The following is a 19,507-nucleotide window of genomic DNA, read 5'->3' on the forward strand; positions in this document are numbered from 1 at the left end:
TGTGACAAGAATGTGAAAAAATGCTATAATAATATAGTAAACATTATTATTGCATTCAGGAAAGGAATGAACAATTATGACTAAACAACATAAAAAAGTTATCCTCGTTGGTGATGGTGCCGTAGGTTCAAGCTATGCTTTCTCACTTGTAAACCAAGGAATCGCCCAAGAATTGGGTATCGTAGATATTTTCAAAGAAAAAACACAAGGTGATGCAGAAGACCTTTCACACGCTCTTGCGTTCACATCTCCTAAGAAAATCTATTCAGCAGACTACTCTGATGCACATGATGCTGATTTGGTTGTGTTGACTTCAGGTGCGCCACAAAAACCAGGTGAAACTCGTTTGGATCTTGTTGAGAAAAACTTACGTATCACTAAACAAGTTGTTACTGAAATTGTAGCATCAGGTTTCGATGGTATCTTCCTTGTTGCTGCTAATCCTGTTGATATTTTGACATATGCAACTTGGAAATTCTCTGGTTTCCCTAAAGAACGTGTTATCGGTTCTGGTACTTCACTTGACTCAGCACGTTTCCGTCAAGCATTGGCAGAAAAACTTGATATTGACGCGCGTTCAGTTCACGCTTATATCATGGGTGAACACGGTGACTCTGAGTTTGCTGTATGGTCACACGCTAACGTTGCAGGTGTTAACCTTGAGGAATTCCTCAAAGATACTCAAGGCGTTAAAGAAGAAGAATTGGTTGAGCTTTTCGAATCAGTTCGTGACGCTGCTTACTCTATCATTGAGAAAAAAGGTGCGACATTCTATGGTATCGCTGTAGCTCTTGCTCGTATCACAAAAGCTATCCTTGACAACGAAAATGCTGTATTGCCACTTTCAACTTTCCAAGAAGGTCAATACGAAGGCGTTGAAGGACTTTACATTGGTCAACCAGCTATCGTTGGTGATAAAGGTATCGTTCGTCCAGTCAACATTCCATTGAACGACGCTGAATTGCAAAAAATGCAAGCTTCAGCTAAACAACTTAAAACTATTCTTGACGAAGCTTTCTCAAAAGAAGAGTTTGCTTCAGCATCTAAAAACTAAGTATAAAAAAATACCTAAATTTAGGTATTTTTTTTTTTTTTTTTTGAGCTTTTTTCAATTTTTTTTCGTACTAAATAATAAGAATAAAAAAGTTGAGGAAAAAGATATGATATGGCTAAAAAAGTACACTATGGCAAAGTTTTTCAAAAGATAAGGAAGAGAAGAAAGTTATCTCTGAAGGATTTCGAGGGGATCGTTCCGCGTAGGAGTCTGTCTCGTTATGAAAGAGGGGAGACTGTGTTCCCGATAGTTAAACTGCAGGCATTATTGGAAAGTATTGACTTAAATATTATTGATTTTTATCATCTGGCCCACAAAGAGAAGATATATGGCAGATACGGAAAAATATTTACAAAAATCAGAAAACAAAACGGCTTTTCACGAGAAGCCTTTACGCATCTTTCTATTTCTGAGGCACAACTGAAACTTTTTGAGTCAGGAAGAATTATGTTTGAGTTTGATAAACTATATGCGATGCTTATGGAGATGAATACAAGTCTTGAAGATTATTGTTCTCTCCTCGAAAAAGGTAGTGAAAGTCCTGTAGAGTATGTACTGAAGCAGGTAGACCTTGCTTATTATAGTGCTGATACTACGATGCTGAATAGTTTATATGCGGAGCTTGATGAGTATAGTGATCATTTTTTCCTATCCCTTTGCCTCAAAGGAATCTTGAATAAAATTTCTGAACAAGAGATTCTAGAACTAAAAAACTATTTTATTACAAGAGAATATTGGACAAATCAGGAGCTTTTTATTTTTCAATATAGTTCTAAGTTTTTAAGTTCAGACCACTTGAAGTTAATTTGTGAAAATTTGCTGTCTTCTAAAACAATTTTTAAAGGACAAAATATCTACCAAAGACGTTTAGTTTTGGCGGGCCTTGAAATAATGCTCTTAAAACTAAAGGAAAATAGTCTTATTGAAGCAGCATATTTTTTGAAATTTGCTAGAGAATTTGTTCATGAAACAGATGAACTTACCAAAATTGCTTGTCTTTTTGTAGAATGTTTATTTAAATACAAACAAACTGGAAAAGTACAGTATAAAACTACAATGAAGTCTATCTGCAAAGCTTCTTATATGTATGATGGACTCATGAAAAAATGGTATCAGAAAAATTATGAAAGCTATGTAAAGTAGGGTATATCTAATTAAATATGGATTATCAAAGAGCTCTAGATGATTTATATTTAAAGGAACTTTTATATAGAGAAAAGATAAGGAGGTTAATTATTCATAGTTGGGATGTGTCATCCAGAAGAAATTGGAAAAAGAAAGGAAATATCGTGAAAAGGACTATTATTCGTTTAAGCAGCATAGTAACGTTATTCTTAGCTTTTGTACTATTTTCTGCTTCCATTGCTTATGCAGAAGACGGAGCGGGCATTTCTTCATTAGTTGAATCTACTCTTGTAAGGGATTCAACTTTTGATTTAGAAGCTTTACCACACGAGGGAGAAACTAAGACAGTGAGAGACAAGAATGGAGAAGAAACTCATTTTTCAGTAATACCTGAAAACAGTAATTTAAATCGTATAGCTAATGGAAAATATAGGATAAGCGCTTGTGGGATTGGCTGGAGAGTTACTTATTATATCAGAGTAGTTAATAATAGGATACTTTCCGCATATGATTTAAATTACATTATAGCAATGCCTATTCGTTCCTCTAATGTAAAAGTTGATCATAGTAGGCAAGCAACGGTACGCTTTGGTTTTAATACACCAATCCACAATGTACTTTCTTGGACAGGGAGGGTTCGAGTAAGATTGGATAATTCTAATAGGATAGTGGTATATAATAATTGATTTTAGTTAGTATAGTTTTTATAATAATCATAGTTTTAATTGTCGTACTCGTTTATCTCCTCAAAAAACTTATTTTGAAAATAAATAAGTAACCATCCGTAATGATGTGATATATGATTCGATTAATCCTTATAAAATAAAAAAAGCATTTCAATTTGAGATGCTTTTTTTATTTTATTTCGTTTTAATATAGTTAACACCGTCAGCTTTAGGGGCAACAGCTTTTCCAAGAAAGGCCGCAAGAACGATGATTGTTACTACGTATGGTGCCATTTGGAGGAAGGCAGAAGGAATTTCTTTGATAACGGGAATTTGGCCGCCTACGACTGCCAGTGAGGTAGAAAGTCCAAAGAGGAGGGAAGCAAGCATCGCTCCAACAGGATTCCATTTACCAAAGATCATAGCAGCCAATGAGATGAAACCTTGCCCTGCGATTGTAGCCACAGAGAAGTTACCCGAGATAGATTGGGCATAAATTGCACCACCAATACCACCAAGGATACCGGAGATGATAACCCCAGCATAACGCATAAGGTAAACATTGATACCGAGAGTATCTGCTGCTTGAGGGTTTTCACCTACTGAGCGGAGACGAAGTCCGAATTTCGTTTTAAAGAGAAGATACCAAGAGAGGAAGGCAACGAGAATTGCAAGAAAACCTGGTAGTGAAGTCTGTGAGAAGAAGATTTGTCCAATCATAGGAATTTTTGAGAGAACAGGGAAATTCCAGTAACCAATTTGGTTAGTAATATTTACCTGTCCAGCATTGTAAAACGTTTGAATTAAGAATACGCCAAGCGCAGGAGCCATTAAGTTAAGAACTGTACCTGAGACGATATGGTCAGCGCGGAAGTTAATGGTTGCTACCGCATGAATCAGGGAGAAGATACCACCAATAAATGCTCCAAAGAGGATGGAGAGCCAAGGTGTCATTCCACCAAATGTTTCTGTGAAAGTAAGGTTAAAGACGACAGAACTGAAAGCCCCCATTGTCATAATACCTTCTAAACCAACGTTGACGATACCACCACGTTCAGAGAATACTCCACCGATACTTGTAAAAATTAGAGGTGTTGAGTAAATAAGCATATTTGCAACAATAATTTGCAATGTATCTACGATATTCATTATGCTTTTTCTCCTTTCTTCTTAATATTTGGGAGAACTTTTTCGATAATATATTTTACGGCAATAAAGAAGATGATTGTAGCTGTGACAATCTGTACAATTTGCGGCGGAATATTATCGATATTACTCATATTTCCTGAACCTGTTTGAAGCATTGAGAACAAGAAGGCAGCAAATAGGATACCGACAGGATTTGTTTCACCTAAGAGAGCAACAGCCATACCGTTGAAACCAATGTCTAGTGTTGCGGACTGTGTGACGAAGTTTTGCATGTATCCAAAACCGTAAACTACACCGCCAAGACCTGAGAGAGCTCCGGCAACTAGCATTGACATGATGATTGTACGTTTGGCTGAAATCCCTGCATACTCAGAAGCATCTGGATTTAAACCGACAGACTTAATTTCAAAACCAAGTGTAGTCTTAGAAAGGACAATAGCCATAATGACAAGAACGATTAAAGCAATAAAAAGGCCAATATTCAAGGTTGAATTATTTGTCAAATCTGACAACCAACCTGTACGGAAGGAAGCATTTGCACTAATCAATTTTGTTTGGTCTGTTGAGTTAGGCATCATGATTTTTGAACTAAAGACATCATGAATCAAGAAGGTTGACATAAAGAGGATGACATAGTTAAGCATGATGGTAGTGATGACTTCCGAAGTACCTAAGAAAGCACGTAAGATACCAGGAATTGCACCCATGAGAGCTCCAAAGAGCATACCGATAATGATTACTAATGGAATCATAATTGGTTTAGGGATGTCAGGGAAACTAAGGGCAAACCACATTGACATAATCCAACCTGCAAGAGCCTGACCTGACATACCGATATTAAAGAGACCGGCCTTCATACCAACAGAGAAACCTAAGGCACAAAGAATCAAAGGCCCCATAGTTTGAAGTGTTTCACCAATGGCACGTGGTGTACCAAAGGCACCGATAATTAAATCTTCGTAACCATATATAGGATTAAAGCCGAAGATGAGCATAATGATTGCACCAATTAAGAAACCAGAAAGTACGGCGATAATAGGTACAAGGATTTTTTTAGTTTTGCTGTTCATTGATATTACCTCCGACCATGAGAATTCCAAGTTCTTGTTTGCTTGTCGTTTCAGGACTGACAATTCCTTGAATTTGTCCATCGTGAATAACAGCAATACGGTCCGAAACATTCAGAATTTCATCTAATTCAAAAGATACAACGAGCACAGCTTTTCCTTCATCACGTGCTTGAATCAAACGCTTGTGGATATATTCAATGGCACCGACATCAAGCCCACGTGTTGGTTGAGCAACAATAAGCAAGTCAGGATTACGATCGACCTCACGCGCAATAACAGCTTTTTGTTGGTTCCCGCCTGAAAGTGATTTGAAAGGAATTTGTTCACCAGCACCGCGGACGTCGAACTCTTCCATAAGTTCGCGGGCTTTAGCATTGATTTTATTGTAATCCAAGAAACCGTACTTACTTAATGGTGCTTTGTAATAAGTTTGAAGCGCAATATTTTCAGCAACAGTCATCTCGAGTACTGCACCATCACGGTGACGGTCTTCTGGGACATGACCTACAGAATCTTCAATGATTTTACGAGGTTTGTGAGTGGTGATGTCTTTACCTTTGAGTTTAACAGAACCAGAATCAATCTTCATCAAACCAGTAATGGCTTTAATCAATTCTGTTTGACCATTGCCATCAATACCAGCAAGACCGACAATCTCCCCAGCACGGACATCTAAAGAAAGTCCTTTTACAGCGAAGGAACCACGTTTTTCTTTAACAGAAATATTATCAATACAGAGAACAACGTCCTGCGGTTGAGCAGCTTCTTTTTCCGTTTTGAAAGATACAGAACGCCCCACCATCATTTCAGCGAGTTCTTTATTTGACTTATCTCCCAGTTCGACTGTTTCAATAGAAACACCGCGGCGAATAACAGTAATACGATCAGCTACCGCACGGATTTCATCAAGCTTGTGGGTAATAAGAATGATGGACTTGCCTTCTTTAACCAAATTGCGCATGATTTCCATGAGCTCAGTGATTTCAGAGGGAGTCAGCACAGCTGTAGGTTCGTCAAAAATTAAGATATCTGCTCCACGATAAAGTGTCTTCAAAATTTCAACACGTTGCTGCTGTCCAACAGAGATATCGCGAACAAGTGCATCGGGTTCGACAGAAAGTCCATAACGTTTTGACAATTCCACGATTTTATTTCGAGCTGTTTTAAGGTCAAGGCTTAAGCCTTTCGTCACTTCACTTCCGAGCATGATATTTTCAGTAACAGTAAAGGCATCAATCAGCATGAAATGCTGGTGAACCATACCGATACCAAGCTGAGAAGCTTTTGTTGGAGAGTCTATTTGCTCGAGTTTGCCGTTAACATGAATCTCGCCTTCTGTAGGTTCCAGAAGACCAGAGAGCATGTTCATCAGAGTTGATTTACCGGCACCATTTTCACCGAGCAAGGCGTGAATTTCACCTTTTTTCAGCTCCAAGTTGATCTTGTCGTTTGCGACAAAGTCACCAAACTTTTTGGTAACGTTGATCATTTGGATAACATTTTCGTTGGCCATGGCGGCTCCTTCTAAAAAAATTTATGACATAATGCCTAAAGTTAAAAAAGAAAGACTTACTGGAAAGCCCTAATATAGCTACACTTTAGACAAAATAATTACATTTTATTATAACAAATATCGGGGCTTTTATAAAGAACTTTCTATACCTAAAAATGAAGCGTTTTCACAAATTGTTAAAGTTTTCAGTGTTTTAAAGGGTTTTTGACAATTTTTACATAGAAAATTTAACGGGACTTTGATAAACTAAAAAGTTCACAAAAATTATATGTGAACTTTTTTTATTTTATTTTTGCATTTTTGATGATGGTCTCATCAGGCGTAACACGAATAGTTTTTTGACCAGTATAAGTCACAAATCCTGGAGGAGTTCCTGTTGGCTTATGAAGTTTCTTCACATCAATCATATCAACCTGTACTAAGTTAGAATAACGGGCCTTAGAAAAATAAGCTGCGAGTTCTCCGGCGAAAGTTATCGTTTCATCTGAAGGATTTGCATTCCCAGTAATTAAGACATGGGAACCAGGAATATCCTTCACATGGAACCAGAGGTCACCTTTACGACTGAGTTTAAAACTGACTTGCTCATTTTGAAGGTTATTTTTACCGACAAGAATAATCGTTCCATCTTCAGCTTGATACTTTTCTGGAGGCAGCATTTTTTGTTTTTTATTATTCCGATATTTTGCCTTAACAAATCCTGTTTGGATGAGTTCTTCACGGATATCGGCAATTTCAACGACGTCAGCATGCGTAAGATTAGCTTCAACAGATTCCAAGTAAGAAATTGTCTGTTTAGTGTTCGCGATTTGATCGCCAAGAAACTTCACAGCCTGTTTTAATTTTTGGTAGCGGTGGAAGTAGCGTTGGGCATTCTGTGAAGGACTAAGTGCAAGATTTAGGCTAATCGTGATTGGCTCATTGGTATAATAATTATCTAAGGTCACTTCAGGCTTATCGTTTGGAACTTGATGAAGGAAGGTTGTAAGCAGCTCTCCTTTTTGGCGGAAAATCTCAGCATTCTCTGTAGCACGTAACTCCGCTTCCTGTTTTTTGAGCTTGTCACGATTTTTCTTAAGCTCATTTTGAACTTTTTTGATCACTTCACTAGCAACTTGCTTTACACGATCACGCTCGGCTTTATCCGCATAATAAACATCGAGCATTTCAGATAAGCTGGGAAATTCTTGATAGTCTTCCGCAAGTTGAATGGCCGAAAATTTATCATTAGGATAGATTGAAGGAAGGACTTTATGCAATTTTTCCTTGAATTCCGGAAGTGTCAAGTTCTCTAAAGCTTGGAGGCTATCACGCCCGATACCTTGAAAGGTTGACTGTAATGTATGTGTCTGCAGTGCCTCAAAAATCTTTTCGTCAGAAGCTGTAAAAGGATCGACCTTATCGCTTGCCGGAGGGGCAATATAAGTCGAACCGGGAAGAAGGGTACGATATTGGTTTTGCGAAAATCCGACATGCTTAATGGTTTCAATAATTTTATTGCTGCTTTTATCCATAAGGATAATATTACTATGTTTCCCCATGATTTCAGCAACCAGTGCAATCTTCATAGCGTCACCAATTTCATCTTTGGTTGAGATATGGAAAATCAATTGGCGGTCATTGCCTACTTGCTCAATATCTTCAATAAAAGCGCCAGACAGGTACTTGCGTAAAATCATGACAAAATTATTAGGATTTTGAGGATTTTGGAAGTCTGTCTTAGTGATTTGGATTCTGCCGAAAGTTGGATGAGCAGATAATAATAATTTATGTGATGTTCTTCCTGAACGAACCGTTAAAAGAAGTTCTTGTTCAAAAGGCTGATTGATTTTTTGAATTCGTCCTCCTTTAAGGATTTCAGAAATTTCAGCTGTCATATGATGTAAAAAAATACCGTCGAAAGCCATGTTTTACCCCGTGTTTCTTAATAATCTAATGCTTATTTTAACATAATTATGAAGGCTGTTGGTAAAAATTATGTTAAGATGTCTATAAAGAAAGGTTTAACAGATGAAAAGTTTAAAAGAAGAGATCCAAAAGCTTGCGGCAGACCTCAATATTCAAAAAATTGGATTTACAAAAGCGGATGATTTTGAATATCTTCGTGCCTCTTTGATTGAGCAGAAAGAAGCAGGACACACGTCTGGTTTTGAACATAAAAATCTCGATGAGCGTTTACAACCAAAGTTGTCTCTCGAAGATGCAAAAACAATCATATCCATCGGTATAGCCTATCCTAATAAGGCAGAAGAAAAGCCCGAAAAAACAGAATTTCGTCGAGGTTCCTTCTCCCGGGGAAGTTGGGGTGAAGATTATCATCATGTGCTTCGCCGAAAGTTAAAAGAACTTGCGGAAGGGATAGAAAAAATAGCGGGTCGTTTTAACTATACAGCCATGGTGGATACAGGTGCACTTGTGGATGTCGCTGTAGCTGCGCGTGCAGGTTTGGGATTTGTGGGGAAAAACGGTTTACTCGTCAGCAAGGAGTACGGTTCTTGGATGTTTTTGGGCGAATTGGTGACCAATTTAGAGATTGAGGAAGATCAGCCTGTCGATTATGGCTGTGGCTCTTGTACACGCTGTGTCGATTTCTGTCCGACGAAGGCACTTTTAGGAGATGGGCGCTTAAATGCACAGCGTTGCTTATCTTATCAAACACAAACACGGGGGCCGATGCCAGAAGAATACCGTGAAAAAATTAAAACGGTAATTTATGGTTGTGATATTTGCCAAGTGGTTTGTCCCTATAATAAGGGAATAAACAGTCATTTCCACCCGGAAATGGAGCCCGATCCAGACTTGACAAACCCAGAGCTGCTCCCACTTTTGGATTTATCTAATAAAGAGTTTGCGAATAAATTTGGCAATATGGCAGGCAGCTGGCGAGGGAAGAATCCTATCCAACGCAATGCGATCTATGCCTTAGGAAATGCAAATGATCGCTCAGCATTACCTAAGTTGCACGAAATCGCTGAGAATGATGTTAGGGATTATATGGTAGATGCTGCCGAATGGGCGATTGAAAAACTCGAAAACAAGCATCGTATGCGACCACGAAAAAGATAGGAGCCTTAGAGCTGCTGTCTTTTTTTGGACAAATATGCTAAAATAGAGCCTATGGAACTATCTGAAATTAGAAATAAACTAGAGACATATGGTCAGAAAGTCGAAGATTTTCGTGGCTCACTTGACTTAGATCGCTTAGAAGAAGAAATCGCTTTGCTTGATAATGATATGGCTGAGCCTGACTTTTGGAATGATAATGAAGCTGCGCAAAAAGTCATTGATGAATCAAATGCGCTTAAGGCAAAGTATGAAAACTTCATGTCAATTGCAACACTTCATGAGGACAGTGAAGTGTTGTTGGAGATGCTTCAGGAAGAAGACGATGAAGATATGCAAGTCGAGCTTGAAGAGAACGTTGAGAAGTTAGGTAAAAAGATTGAAACTTACGAGTTGGAAATCATGCTCAACCAACCTTATGACCACATGAATGCCATCTTGGAAATTCACCCAGGATCTGGGGGAACCGAGTCACAAGACTGGGGCAGCATGCTCATGCGTATGTATGAACGCTGGGGCGCTGCACACGGCTTCAAGGTAGAAGTTTTGGATTATCAAGACGGAGATGTTGCAGGTCTAAAATCAGCGACATTAAAATTTGAGGGCCGAAATGCCTATGGCTTCTTACGAGGCGAAAAGGGAGTACACCGATTGGTGCGTATCTCGCCTTTTGACTCACAAAACCGTCGTCATACTTCATTTACTTCGGTAGATGTCATGCCAGAACTTGATGATACAGTTGAAGTTGATGTTCGCGATGCAGATATTAAGATGGATACTTTCCGCTCAGGTGGTGCAGGTGGACAAAATGTCAATAAAGTCTCAACAGGTGTACGTTTGACACACGTTCCTACTGGAATTGTAGTGGCTTCTACAATGGACCGTACACAATACGGTAACCGAGACAAGGCAATGGCCATGCTGAAATCAAAACTTTATCAATTAGAGATGGATAAAAAACAAGCCGAAGTCGACGAACTCCGTGGTGATCAGTCAGACATCTCTTGGGGAAGTCAAATTCGTTCTTATGTCTTTATGCCTTATCAGTTGGTCAAAGACACAAGAACAGAGTATGAGACAGGGCAAATTGATAAAGTAATGGACGGAGATCTTGATGGCTTTATCCATGCTTACCTACGTTGGAAAATGTAAGTTGGTAATTCAAGCGAAATTCATTTGTAACTTTAAAGAAAAACTGTAAAATAATTTATACCTAAAAATCTTTTTATCTGGTATAATGAGAAGAACTTTGTTTTTTTGGAGCAGAAAAAATAGTTTCAAAAAAGGAACTCCCTTCCCTCTTTATAGAGAGGAAAGGGGAAGAAAAAAGTTGCAAAACAATTCAATGGAGACTAGGGATAATGAGTATTATTAAATTAAATAATGTATCAAAAAAATACTCTAACGGAACAACAGCCTTACGTAACATCTCTCTTGACATCGAAGCAGGAGAATTTGTTTATATTGTTGGACCGTCTGGAGCTGGTAAGTCGACCTTTATTAAGTTGCTCTACCATGAACTAAAAATTGATAAAGGAACAGGCGTCGTTGCTAAGTTTGACCTGATGAAACTTAAACGTCGTGATGTGCCTTTATTGCGTCGTTCTGTAGGGGTTGTCTTCCAAGACTACAAACTCTTGCCGAAGAAGACTGTATATGAAAATATCGCTTATGCGATGGAAGTTGTCGGGAAACGTCCACGTGAAATTAAAAAACGTGTCAATGAAGTTTTGGATCTTGTAGGCCTTAAACATAAATTGCGTTCTTTCCCTGATGAACTTTCAGGTGGTGAACAACAACGTGTAGCAATTGCACGTTCAATCGCTAATGCGCCTAAACTCTTGATTGCTGACGAACCTACAGGGAATTTGGACCCAGAAAATTCATGGGAAATTATGAATTTGCTCGAAAAAATTAACTTGCAAGGAACAACTGTTCTCATGGCAACTCACAACAGCCAAATCGTAAACACATTACGTCACCGCGTTGTTGCTATTGAAAATGGACGTATCGTTCGAGACCAAGCGGAAGGAGATTACGGTTACGATGATTAGAAATTTATTTAAACATTTATTGGAATCACTGAAAAATCTCCGTCGCAACGGATGGATGACTGTAGCTGCAGTTTCCTCTGTAATGATTACTTTGACTTTAGTCGGACTTTTTCTCTCAGTTATTTTAAATACGGCGAAATTGTCCAGTGATATCGAAAAAAATGTACGTATTGTTGCATATATGGATTTGAATGTTCATGATATGGATAAGAAAATTGAAGATCCAAAAAATCCTAAAAAAGAAATCAATAATCCAAACTATCGTAAAATTTATTCAGAAATTGAAAAAATCCCTGATGTTGCTTCAATCAAGTTCTCAAGTAAAGATGAACAACTTAAGCAATTGACAGAGACATTGGGCAGCACTTGGGCTCTTTTCCAAGGTGATGCTAACCCGCTCTACGACGCTTATATCGTTGAAGCAGATAACCCACAGGATGTCGAAAAAGTTGCCAGCGCGATTAAGAAGATTAATGGTATCCAATCTGCAAACTATGGTGGTGCCAATACAGAACGTATCCTTGCTTTAGGGAATAACGTGAAGATCTGGGGTGGTGCAGCAGCAGCTCTGCTTATCTTAGTTGCCGTCTTCCTCATCTCAAACACAATCCGTATCACGATCATGTCACGTCAACGTGAGATTCAGATTATGCGATTGGTGGGAGCACGTAATGGTTATATTCGTTGGCCATTCTTCTTGGAAGGTGCTTGGGTTGGACTCTTGGGAGCTATTGTCCCAAGTGTATTGATAGCTTGGCTTTATAACCTTGCTTTCACAAGCTTCACACCAAGCTTGAAACCGCAAAGTCTATATCTGCTTCCCGCAGACACCTTTGTGCCAATGATGGTGGGTTTACTCTTCCTTATTGGTATCTTGATCGGTTCACTCGGAGCAGTAACTTCAATGCGTCGTTTCTTGAAAGTTTAAAAATGAAAAATGCGTACCAAATGGTATGCATTTTTTTGCAGTGTGGGTAAGCTATCAGTAAGAAAAAAGACTAGGAAACAATTCCTAATCCTTTTTATTTTATTTCAAACCAATCATATAGTCGTCATCTGACATGGCTTCAACTTCACCGAGCAGGTAAGAATTACCAACTTGGCTAAAGAAGTCATGGTTTGATGAAGAAGTAGAGATACCGTTCATTACAACAGAGTTGACATCCGCTGCTGTATCGGGGAAGAGGGGATCTTGACCTAAGTTCATGAGTGCCTTGTTGGCGTTGTAACGAAGGAATTTCAAGACTTCATCTGTCCAGCCGATTTCATCGTAAAGTAAGTGTGTATAAGCTTCTTCGTTCTCATAAAGTTCGTAGAGCAAGTTGTACATCCAATCACGGAGTTCACTTTGTTCTTCTTCAGATAATTCGTTGAAACCAAGTTGGAACTTGTAACCGATATAAGTGCCATGGACACTTTCATCACGAATAATAAGTTTGATGATTTCAGCAGAGTTGATCATTTTGTTGTTGCCGAGATACCAGAGTGGTGTGAAGAAACCAGAGTAGAAGAGGCAAGTTTCAAGGAAGACACTTGCGATTTTCTTCTGAAGGGCTGTACCATTTTGATAGATATCGTTGATGATTTCTGCCTTCTTTTGCATGTAAACATTTGTATCGACCCAATCAAAGAGCTCTTCAATCTCTGATTTTGTATTTAAGGTACTAAAGATTGTAGAGTAAGATTTGGCGTGGACCGACTCCATAAACTGGATATTGTTGAAGCATGCGATTTCTTGAGGAGTACGTGCATCATGTTTGAGCACCTCCGCACCGTCTACAGATTGTAAAGTATCCAAGAGAGTCAAACCAGCAAAAGCTTTCGCGAAAGTATCACGTTCAACTTGAGGCAATTTGCGCCAATCGTCAAGGTCATTTGAAACAGGGACACGTGTGTCCAACCAAAACTGGCTGGTCAGTTTTTCCCAAGTATATTTATCAATAGAATCTTCAATTGCATTCCAGTTAATGGCTGCATAGTAAGTAGGGACTTTTTGGTTATTTTGTTCAGACATAGTATTTCCTTTTTTTAAACAACACAGCTTTCACATTGGTTTGAGCCAACTTCCTCTTCATCGTCAGTAAAGGTACGGACGTAGTAGATAGTTTTGATACCTTTATTGTAAGCATAGTTACGTAGGATACTCAAATCACGTGTTGTCATTTTATTATTTGCAATTTTCCACTCATAAAGGCCTTCAGGTAGGGTTGAACGCATGAAGAGGGTCATAGACAAACCTTGATCGACATGTTCTGTTGCAGCAGCGTATACGTCAATGACAGCACGCATGTCTGTATCGTAAGCAGATTTGTAATAAGGAATGGTATCTGTTGAAAGACCAGCGGCTGGATAGTAAATCTTACCGACTTTCTTTTCTTGGCGTTCTTCGATACGGTTAACGATCGGGTGAATTGAAGAAGAACAGTCGTTGATATAAGAAATTGATCCATTAGGAGCAACGGCCATACGGTAAGAGTTATAAAGTCCACCTTGCATAACTTTTTCTTTTAAGGCAGCCCATTCAGCTGGACCAGGTACAGCAATACCAGCGAAAAGTTCTTGGATTTCGTTTGGAACAGCGGCGAAATAGTCATGGTTAAGGTATTTGTCGAAGTAAGAGCCGTCCGCATAAGCAGATTTATCAAAGTCTTTGAAGGTTGCTTGGCGTTCAACTGCAAGTGTATTTGATGCAACTAAAGTATAGTAGTTCAAGAGCATAAAGTAAACACTTGTAAAGTCAACAGCGGCTTTGCTGTCGTAATGGATATGGTTTTTAGCGAGGAAAGAATGAAGCCCCATAGCACCAAGTCCAATGGCACGCATTTCGTTATTTCCTTTACGTACAGTTGGTACAGAGTCAAGATTTGAAGTTTCAGAGATGAAAGTCAAGGCACGAACCATTGATTCAATTGAGCTTCCAAAGTCTGCGCCTGAAGTCATCATGTTCATGACATTTGTTGAACCCAAGTTACATGCAACGTCAGTACCTAATGTTGAATATGTTTGATCATCATTAAGCACAGAAGGTGTTTGAACTTGAAGGATTTCAGAACAAAGATTACTCATAGAGATAACACCATCGACAGGGTTAGCTTTGTTTACTGTATCGATGTTCACGATGTAAGGATAGCCAGATTCTTGTTGGAGTTTAGAAAGTTCTTGTTCCAACTCACGCGCGCTGATTTTGATTTTACGGATATTATCGTTTGCGAGCATGTTGTCGTATTCTGCTGTAATATCAACATGGGCAAAAGGCATACCATATTCTTTTTCAACAAAGTAAGGCTCAAAGAGGTACATATCTTCGCCCTTAGCTGCAAGTTCGTAGAATTTATCAGGAACAGTTACACCGAGTGACAAAGTTTTCACACGGATTTTCTCATCAGCATTTTCTTTTTTTGTTGAGAGGAATTCCATAATATCAGGGTGGAAAATGGAAAGATAAACCACACCAGCCCCTTGACGTTGTCCAAGTTGGTTGGCATAAGAAAAGCTATCTTCGAAAAGTTTCATCACGGGAACAACGCCCGCTGCAACGCCATCGTAACCTTTGATTGGTGCACCAGCACCACGTAAATTGGTCAAGTTAAGACCAACACCGCCTCCGTTTTTTGAAAGTTGGAGGGCAGAGTTAATGGTACGACCAATCGAATTCATATCGTCTGTCAGCTGTAAAAGGAAACAGCTGACAAACTCACCGCGGCGTTTACGTCCAGCATTGAGGAAAGTTGGAGTAGCAGGTTGGTAACGGCGATTAACCATAGCAAAGGCTAAATTACGTGCAAGTTTTGTATCACCATCAGCCATGTAGAGCGCGTTCATCAAGACGCGATCTTCAAAGTTTTCCAGATAGAGTGTACCTTCGTTGTTTTTCATGGCGTATTGATTGTAGAACTTGTAAGCAGCCATAAAGCTATCAAACTTAAAGCCAAAGTCCAACAATTCTTGATGAAGTTGTTCAATGAAACTCATTTCATACTTACGGATGAAGTCTTCTTCTAGGTAATCACCTTCTAGAAGGGCTTCAATTTTTTCGGCATAAGTATCTTTAGTGAAAGTGTTAGGCTCAACATTTTCCTTGAAGAAGGCAGTGATTGCTTCTTTGTCTTTTGCTAAAGGAATAGAGCCGTTAACGGGGATATTGATTTGATTGTTAAGTGTAAAGTACGTAACATCTTCAAGATTTTTAAGTGACATATATTTCTCCGGGGCTTTGCGCCCGCATGCTAATTTTTTATTTTTAGTGAAATTTATGATTTGAGACTGATGTTTGCTCCAGACTCTAATCGAGCTGCAATGTCTTCGACAGCAGCTACATCGCTCGGTGTGCCATTAAATTCGAAATCGTAAACAATAGGAATTTGGAATTGAGCGGATAATTCTTTTGCGGTAAATATATATAAAGAAGCAAAATTTCGATTTCCTGTACCGACAATGCCTTTACAGTATTGTGCGTTATTGGCATAGGACATAAATTCAAAGACTGGGTCCATAATGTCCATGCTTTTTTCAGCTCCAGGAGTTTCATCCGCATAACTTGGGACGATAATCAGGAAATCTTCATTTGCTTCAAATTCGGGATCGTTAGGCAGAATTTCTTCATGCTCTAAATTGGTTTTATTGACAAAACGGCGTGTTTGGCCAGTTATACTGAAATAGATTAATTTCATGCCAATTTTGCCAATTCGCTTGGGTTAAAACCAGAGAATGAAACGTCGTCTTTGACAACGACAGGGGCAGCACGATATCCCATATCAAGCACTGTTTGTACAAATTCTGGTTTTTCGTCAATGTTAATTTCTTCAAAGTCCACAGTGTGTTCTGTGAGCCATTTTTTTACCATTTTACATTGCATGCAGTTGTTTTTTGAGTATACAGTGACCATAATTATTCTCCAATTTTTTCATTAATTTTATTCTTTTATTTTAGTATAAAAAAAATACCTAGTCAAGTTATCGATACTAGATATTGTGGTCTATAATTATGTAAAATACTATATATTGTGTTGTTTGCTGAGGTTTAAGCCGAATGGTACCAAAGATTCTTCTTTATTTTTTATTCTCTTAATGTTACTCTTGTGTCGAACGATGATAATAGAAGCCAAGGCTAAAATTATTACCGAAAACAAGTGATCGTAATCGGGTAAAATAAAGTGGAAATAAGGAAAAACAAGAACGCCAATCAGTGCAGCAATGGCTCCTAAAATAGAAGACAGGCTAATCATGCTGAAAAGGTAAAGCACGAGGAAGAAAACTACGGCCAGATAAAGGAGGAAAACGGGGTTAAATCCAAGAACAACACCAGCTGAAGTCGCAACAGCCTTTCCACCTTTAAATTTGTCAAAGACGGAAATGGTGTGACCAACGACCGCTAACAATCCAAAAATAAGTGGCGAAACACCATGAACATGGAAAATGAGAGGCAGAAGTGTGGCCAATGTACCTTTGAGAAGGTCAAAGATGAAAACAATGATGCCAGCTTTTTTTCCAAGAATACGGAAAGTATTCGTTGTACCAGTATTTCCAGAACCATACGCGTGCAGATCTTTTTTAAAGAAAATCTTTCCAATCCAAAGTCCTGCAGGAATCGCTCCAATAAGGTAGGCAGCGATGCATAAAATTATTATAGTCATATCATCTTTCTTTTACGTTTGTAATAGCTCTACAATTATAACATAAAAGTTGACGATTTTTAGCGATTCTTTGAAAGAAAATCTTTTCAAATTTAATTTTTTTAGGTAATAGGAATAAAAAAGCTCAGTTTGTTTTATAAAGACTTTTGACAAAGGCTCTTGAAGAATGTAGAATAGGAAAGATGAATATTTCTGCTGGTTTAGAGCTAGCTTAAATGGAGAATAATGAATGGTAGATATAAATAATTACGACGACAGCGCGATTCAGGTCCTGGAAGGGCTTGATGCCGTAAGAAAGCGCCCAGGGATGTATATTGGTTCAACGGATTCAACAGGCTTGCATCACTTGATTTGGGAAATTGTAGATAATGCTGTCGATGAAGCCTTGTCAGGCTTTGGAACAAAGATTTCGGTAATATTAAATAAAGACGGCTCTGTTACTGTGGAAGATGAAGGGCGTGGAATGCCTGTCGGAATGCACGCTACAGGCAAACCGACTGTTGAAGTTATCTTTACTGTCCTTCATGCGGGTGGTAAGTTTGGCCAAGGTGGCTACAAAACATCCGGAGGCTTACATGGTGTAGGTTCTTCCGTCGTGAATGCCTTGTCAAGCTGGCTTGAAGTAGAGATTACACGTGATGGTAATGTTTATCGTCAACGTTTTGAGAACGGTGGACATCCTGTAACAACATTAGAAAAAATAGGTAAGGCACCAAAATCTAAAACAGGGACAAAAGTTACCTTTATGCCAGATGCGACGATTTTTTCGACGATTGAATTTAAATACCAAACAATCTCGGAAAGGTTAAACGAATCTGCCTTTCTTTTGAAAGACGTCACTCTCTCGCTTACAGATCAGCGTGGAGAAGAGGAAGTTAAGGAAGAATTCCACTATGAAAATGGCGTACAAGATTTTGTAGACTACCTCAATGAGGATAAGGATACGCTCACACCCGTTTTATATTTTGCAGGGGAACAAGATTCTTTCCAAGTAGAAGTAGCTTTACAATATAATGATGGTTATTCGGAAAATATCCTTTCTTTTGTTAACAATGTTCGGACAAAGGATGGCGGAACACATGAAGCTGGACTTAAAACGGCCTTGACCAAAGCCATGAATGATTATGCCAGAAAAACAGGTTTACTCAAAGACAAGGATAAAAATCTCGAAGGCTCAGACTATCGTGAAGGGCTGACAGCTGTTCTCTCTATTCTTGTACCAGAAGAATACTTGCAGTTTGAAGGGCAAACGAAAGATAAACTTGGGTCACCCTTAGCACGTCCAGCAGTTGATGCTCTGGTCTCTGAAAAATTGACTTTCTATCTTTTGGAGAATGGTGAACTGGCACAAAATTTAATTCGTAAGGCGATTAAAGCGCGTGAAGCACGTGAAGCAGCACGCAAAGCACGTGAAGAATCTCGAACAGGTAAAAAGAATAAGAAAGACAAAGGACTTCTTTCAGGGAAATTAACACCAGCACAAACTAAAAATCCTAATAAAAATGAACTCTACCTTGTCGAAGGAGATTCTGCCGGTGGTTCAGCAAAACAAGGACGCGACCGTAAATTCCAAGCGATTTTACCTTTGCGTGGTAAGGTAATCAATACTGAAAAAGCCAAAATGCAGGATATCCTTAAAAACGAAGAAATCAACACAATGATTTACACTATTGGTGCGGGTGTTGGAGCAGATTTTACCCTCGCGGATCGGAACTATGATAAAGTAATTATTATGACCGATGCGGATACAGATGGTGCACATATCCAAACCCTACTTCTTACCTTTTTCTATCGCTACATGAAGCCTCTTCTCGAAAATGGGCACGTTTATATTGCCTTGCCACCGCTCTATAAGATGAGTCAAGGTAAAGGCAAAAAAGAAAAAGTTGCTTATGCTTGGACAGATGCTGAACTTGAAGAACTTCGTCAAACTTTTGGCAAGGGAGCAACGCTTCAGCGTTATAAAGGTCTAGGAGAAATGAATGCTGACCAGCTGTGGGAGACAACTATGAATCCTGAAACTCGTACATTGATTCAAGTAACTATTGATGATGCAGCGCAAGCTGAAAAACGGGTTTCAGTTTTGATGGGAGACAAGGTGGAGCCTCGTCGTAAATGGATTGAAAACAATGTGAAGTTTACATTGGAAGAAAACACAGTCTTTTAAGTAATTGCATATTTT

General features: G+C 38.8%; 17 protein-coding genes. 8 read left to right on the top strand and 9 right to left on the bottom strand.

The features are described 5' to 3' along the window. Positions 1–76: 76 nt before the first annotated feature. The 3 genes from P3G65_RS04430 to P3G65_RS04440 all read left to right on the top strand — a co-directional run bounded on the left by P3G65_RS04430 (position 77) and on the right by P3G65_RS04440 (position 2,865). Positions 77–1,054, top strand: coding sequence for an L-lactate dehydrogenase (locus P3G65_RS04430; RefSeq protein WP_004258341.1), 978 nt, complete (start codon positions 77–79; stop codon positions 1,052–1,054). 111 nt (positions 1,055–1,165) lie between these two features. Then, positions 1,166–2,197: an Rgg/GadR/MutR family transcriptional regulator gene (locus P3G65_RS04435; RefSeq protein WP_019335323.1), complete on the top strand. Its 1,032-nt coding sequence runs from the start codon at positions 1,166–1,168 to the stop codon at positions 2,195–2,197. A gap of 17 nt (positions 2,198–2,214) precedes the next feature. Next, a complete protein-coding gene (locus tag P3G65_RS04440) occupies positions 2,215–2,865 on the top strand; it encodes a DUF5626 family protein (RefSeq protein WP_019291625.1) in 651 nt (216 codons plus the stop codon). Positions 2,866–3,039: 174 nt separating this feature from the next. On the opposite strand, the gene P3G65_RS04445 is transcribed toward P3G65_RS04440, so the two are convergent. The 4 genes from P3G65_RS04445 to P3G65_RS04460 form a co-directional block, all read right to left on the bottom strand. Next, complete coding sequence (locus tag P3G65_RS04445) at positions 3,040–3,993, bottom strand: ABC transporter permease (RefSeq protein ID WP_019292476.1); 954 nt, start codon at positions 3,991–3,993, stop codon at positions 3,040–3,042. After that, the gene (locus P3G65_RS04450; protein ID WP_019292477.1) at positions 3,993–5,063 is read right to left on the bottom strand and encodes an ABC transporter permease; all 1,071 of its coding nucleotides are present in this window, start codon (positions 5,061–5,063) and stop codon (positions 3,993–3,995) included. The genes P3G65_RS04445 and P3G65_RS04450 overlap by 1 nt, the downstream gene beginning before the upstream one ends. Beyond that, positions 5,047–6,576: an ABC transporter ATP-binding protein gene (locus tag P3G65_RS04455; protein ID WP_004258328.1), complete on the bottom strand. Its 1,530-nt coding sequence runs from the start codon at positions 6,574–6,576 to the stop codon at positions 5,047–5,049. The genes P3G65_RS04450 and P3G65_RS04455 overlap by 17 nt, the downstream gene beginning before the upstream one ends. A gap of 281 nt (positions 6,577–6,857) precedes the next feature. After that, positions 6,858–8,483, bottom strand: coding sequence for an NFACT family protein (locus tag P3G65_RS04460; protein ID WP_019292478.1), 1,626 nt, complete (start codon positions 8,481–8,483; stop codon positions 6,858–6,860). A gap of 103 nt (positions 8,484–8,586) precedes the next feature. Between P3G65_RS04460 and queG the strand changes: the two genes are divergently transcribed. The 4 genes from queG (at position 8,587) to ftsX (ending at position 12,621) form a co-directional block, all read left to right on the top strand. Then, positions 8,587–9,642 carry a tRNA epoxyqueuosine(34) reductase QueG gene (gene queG / locus P3G65_RS04465; protein WP_019292479.1) on the top strand — a complete coding sequence of 352 codons (1,056 nt, stop codon included), beginning with the start codon at positions 8,587–8,589 and terminating at the stop codon, positions 9,640–9,642. A 51-nt stretch (positions 9,643–9,693) separates the two neighbouring features. Further along, entirely contained in the window at positions 9,694–10,791 is a 1,098-nt protein-coding gene (prfB, locus tag P3G65_RS04470; protein ID WP_029343296.1) for a peptide chain release factor 2, read from the top strand. A 209-nt stretch (positions 10,792–11,000) separates the two neighbouring features. Then, positions 11,001–11,693 (top strand): cell division ATP-binding protein FtsE, encoded by a 693-nt coding sequence (gene ftsE / locus P3G65_RS04475; protein ID WP_017369093.1) that lies wholly within the window; start codon positions 11,001–11,003, stop codon positions 11,691–11,693. Next, positions 11,686–12,621, top strand: a complete 936-nt coding sequence (gene ftsX, locus P3G65_RS04480) for a permease-like cell division protein FtsX (RefSeq protein ID WP_019292481.1) — start codon at positions 11,686–11,688, stop codon at positions 12,619–12,621. The genes ftsE and ftsX overlap by 8 nt, the downstream gene beginning before the upstream one ends. Positions 12,622–12,720: 99 nt before the next feature. Here ftsX and nrdF read toward each other — a convergent pair whose 3' ends face one another. From nrdF to plsY, 5 genes are all read right to left on the bottom strand, one after another. Beyond that, on the bottom strand, positions 12,721–13,707 hold the full coding sequence (nrdF, locus tag P3G65_RS04485) for a class 1b ribonucleoside-diphosphate reductase subunit beta (protein WP_019292482.1): 987 nt from the start codon (positions 13,705–13,707) through the stop codon (positions 12,721–12,723). 14 nt (positions 13,708–13,721) lie between these two features. Then, positions 13,722–15,890: a class 1b ribonucleoside-diphosphate reductase subunit alpha gene (gene nrdE / locus P3G65_RS04490; protein WP_019293703.1), complete on the bottom strand. Its 2,169-nt coding sequence runs from the start codon at positions 15,888–15,890 to the stop codon at positions 13,722–13,724. Between the two features lie 53 nt (positions 15,891–15,943). Continuing rightward, the gene (gene nrdI, locus P3G65_RS04495) at positions 15,944–16,363 is read right to left on the bottom strand and encodes a class Ib ribonucleoside-diphosphate reductase assembly flavoprotein NrdI (protein ID WP_019292484.1); all 420 of its coding nucleotides are present in this window, start codon (positions 16,361–16,363) and stop codon (positions 15,944–15,946) included. Next, positions 16,360–16,578, bottom strand: a complete 219-nt coding sequence (gene nrdH, locus P3G65_RS04500; RefSeq protein WP_019292485.1) for a glutaredoxin-like protein NrdH — start codon at positions 16,576–16,578, stop codon at positions 16,360–16,362. Before nrdH ends, nrdI begins: the two co-directional genes overlap by 4 nt. Positions 16,579–16,686: 108 nt before the next feature. Continuing rightward, a complete protein-coding gene (gene plsY / locus P3G65_RS04505; RefSeq protein WP_019292486.1) occupies positions 16,687–17,325 on the bottom strand; it encodes a glycerol-3-phosphate 1-O-acyltransferase PlsY in 639 nt (212 codons plus the stop codon). Positions 17,326–17,554: 229 nt separating this feature from the next. On the opposite strand from plsY, the gene parE reads away from it, so the two are divergent. Further along, the gene (gene parE / locus P3G65_RS04510; protein ID WP_019292487.1) at positions 17,555–19,492 is read left to right on the top strand and encodes a DNA topoisomerase IV subunit B; all 1,938 of its coding nucleotides are present in this window, start codon (positions 17,555–17,557) and stop codon (positions 19,490–19,492) included. The last annotated feature ends 15 nt before the right edge of the window (positions 19,493–19,507 follow it).

It is taken from the genome of Lactococcus sp. bn62, assembly GCF_029492705.2.
Taxonomy (GTDB): domain Bacteria; phylum Bacillota; class Bacilli; order Lactobacillales; family Streptococcaceae; genus Lactococcus; species Lactococcus petauri.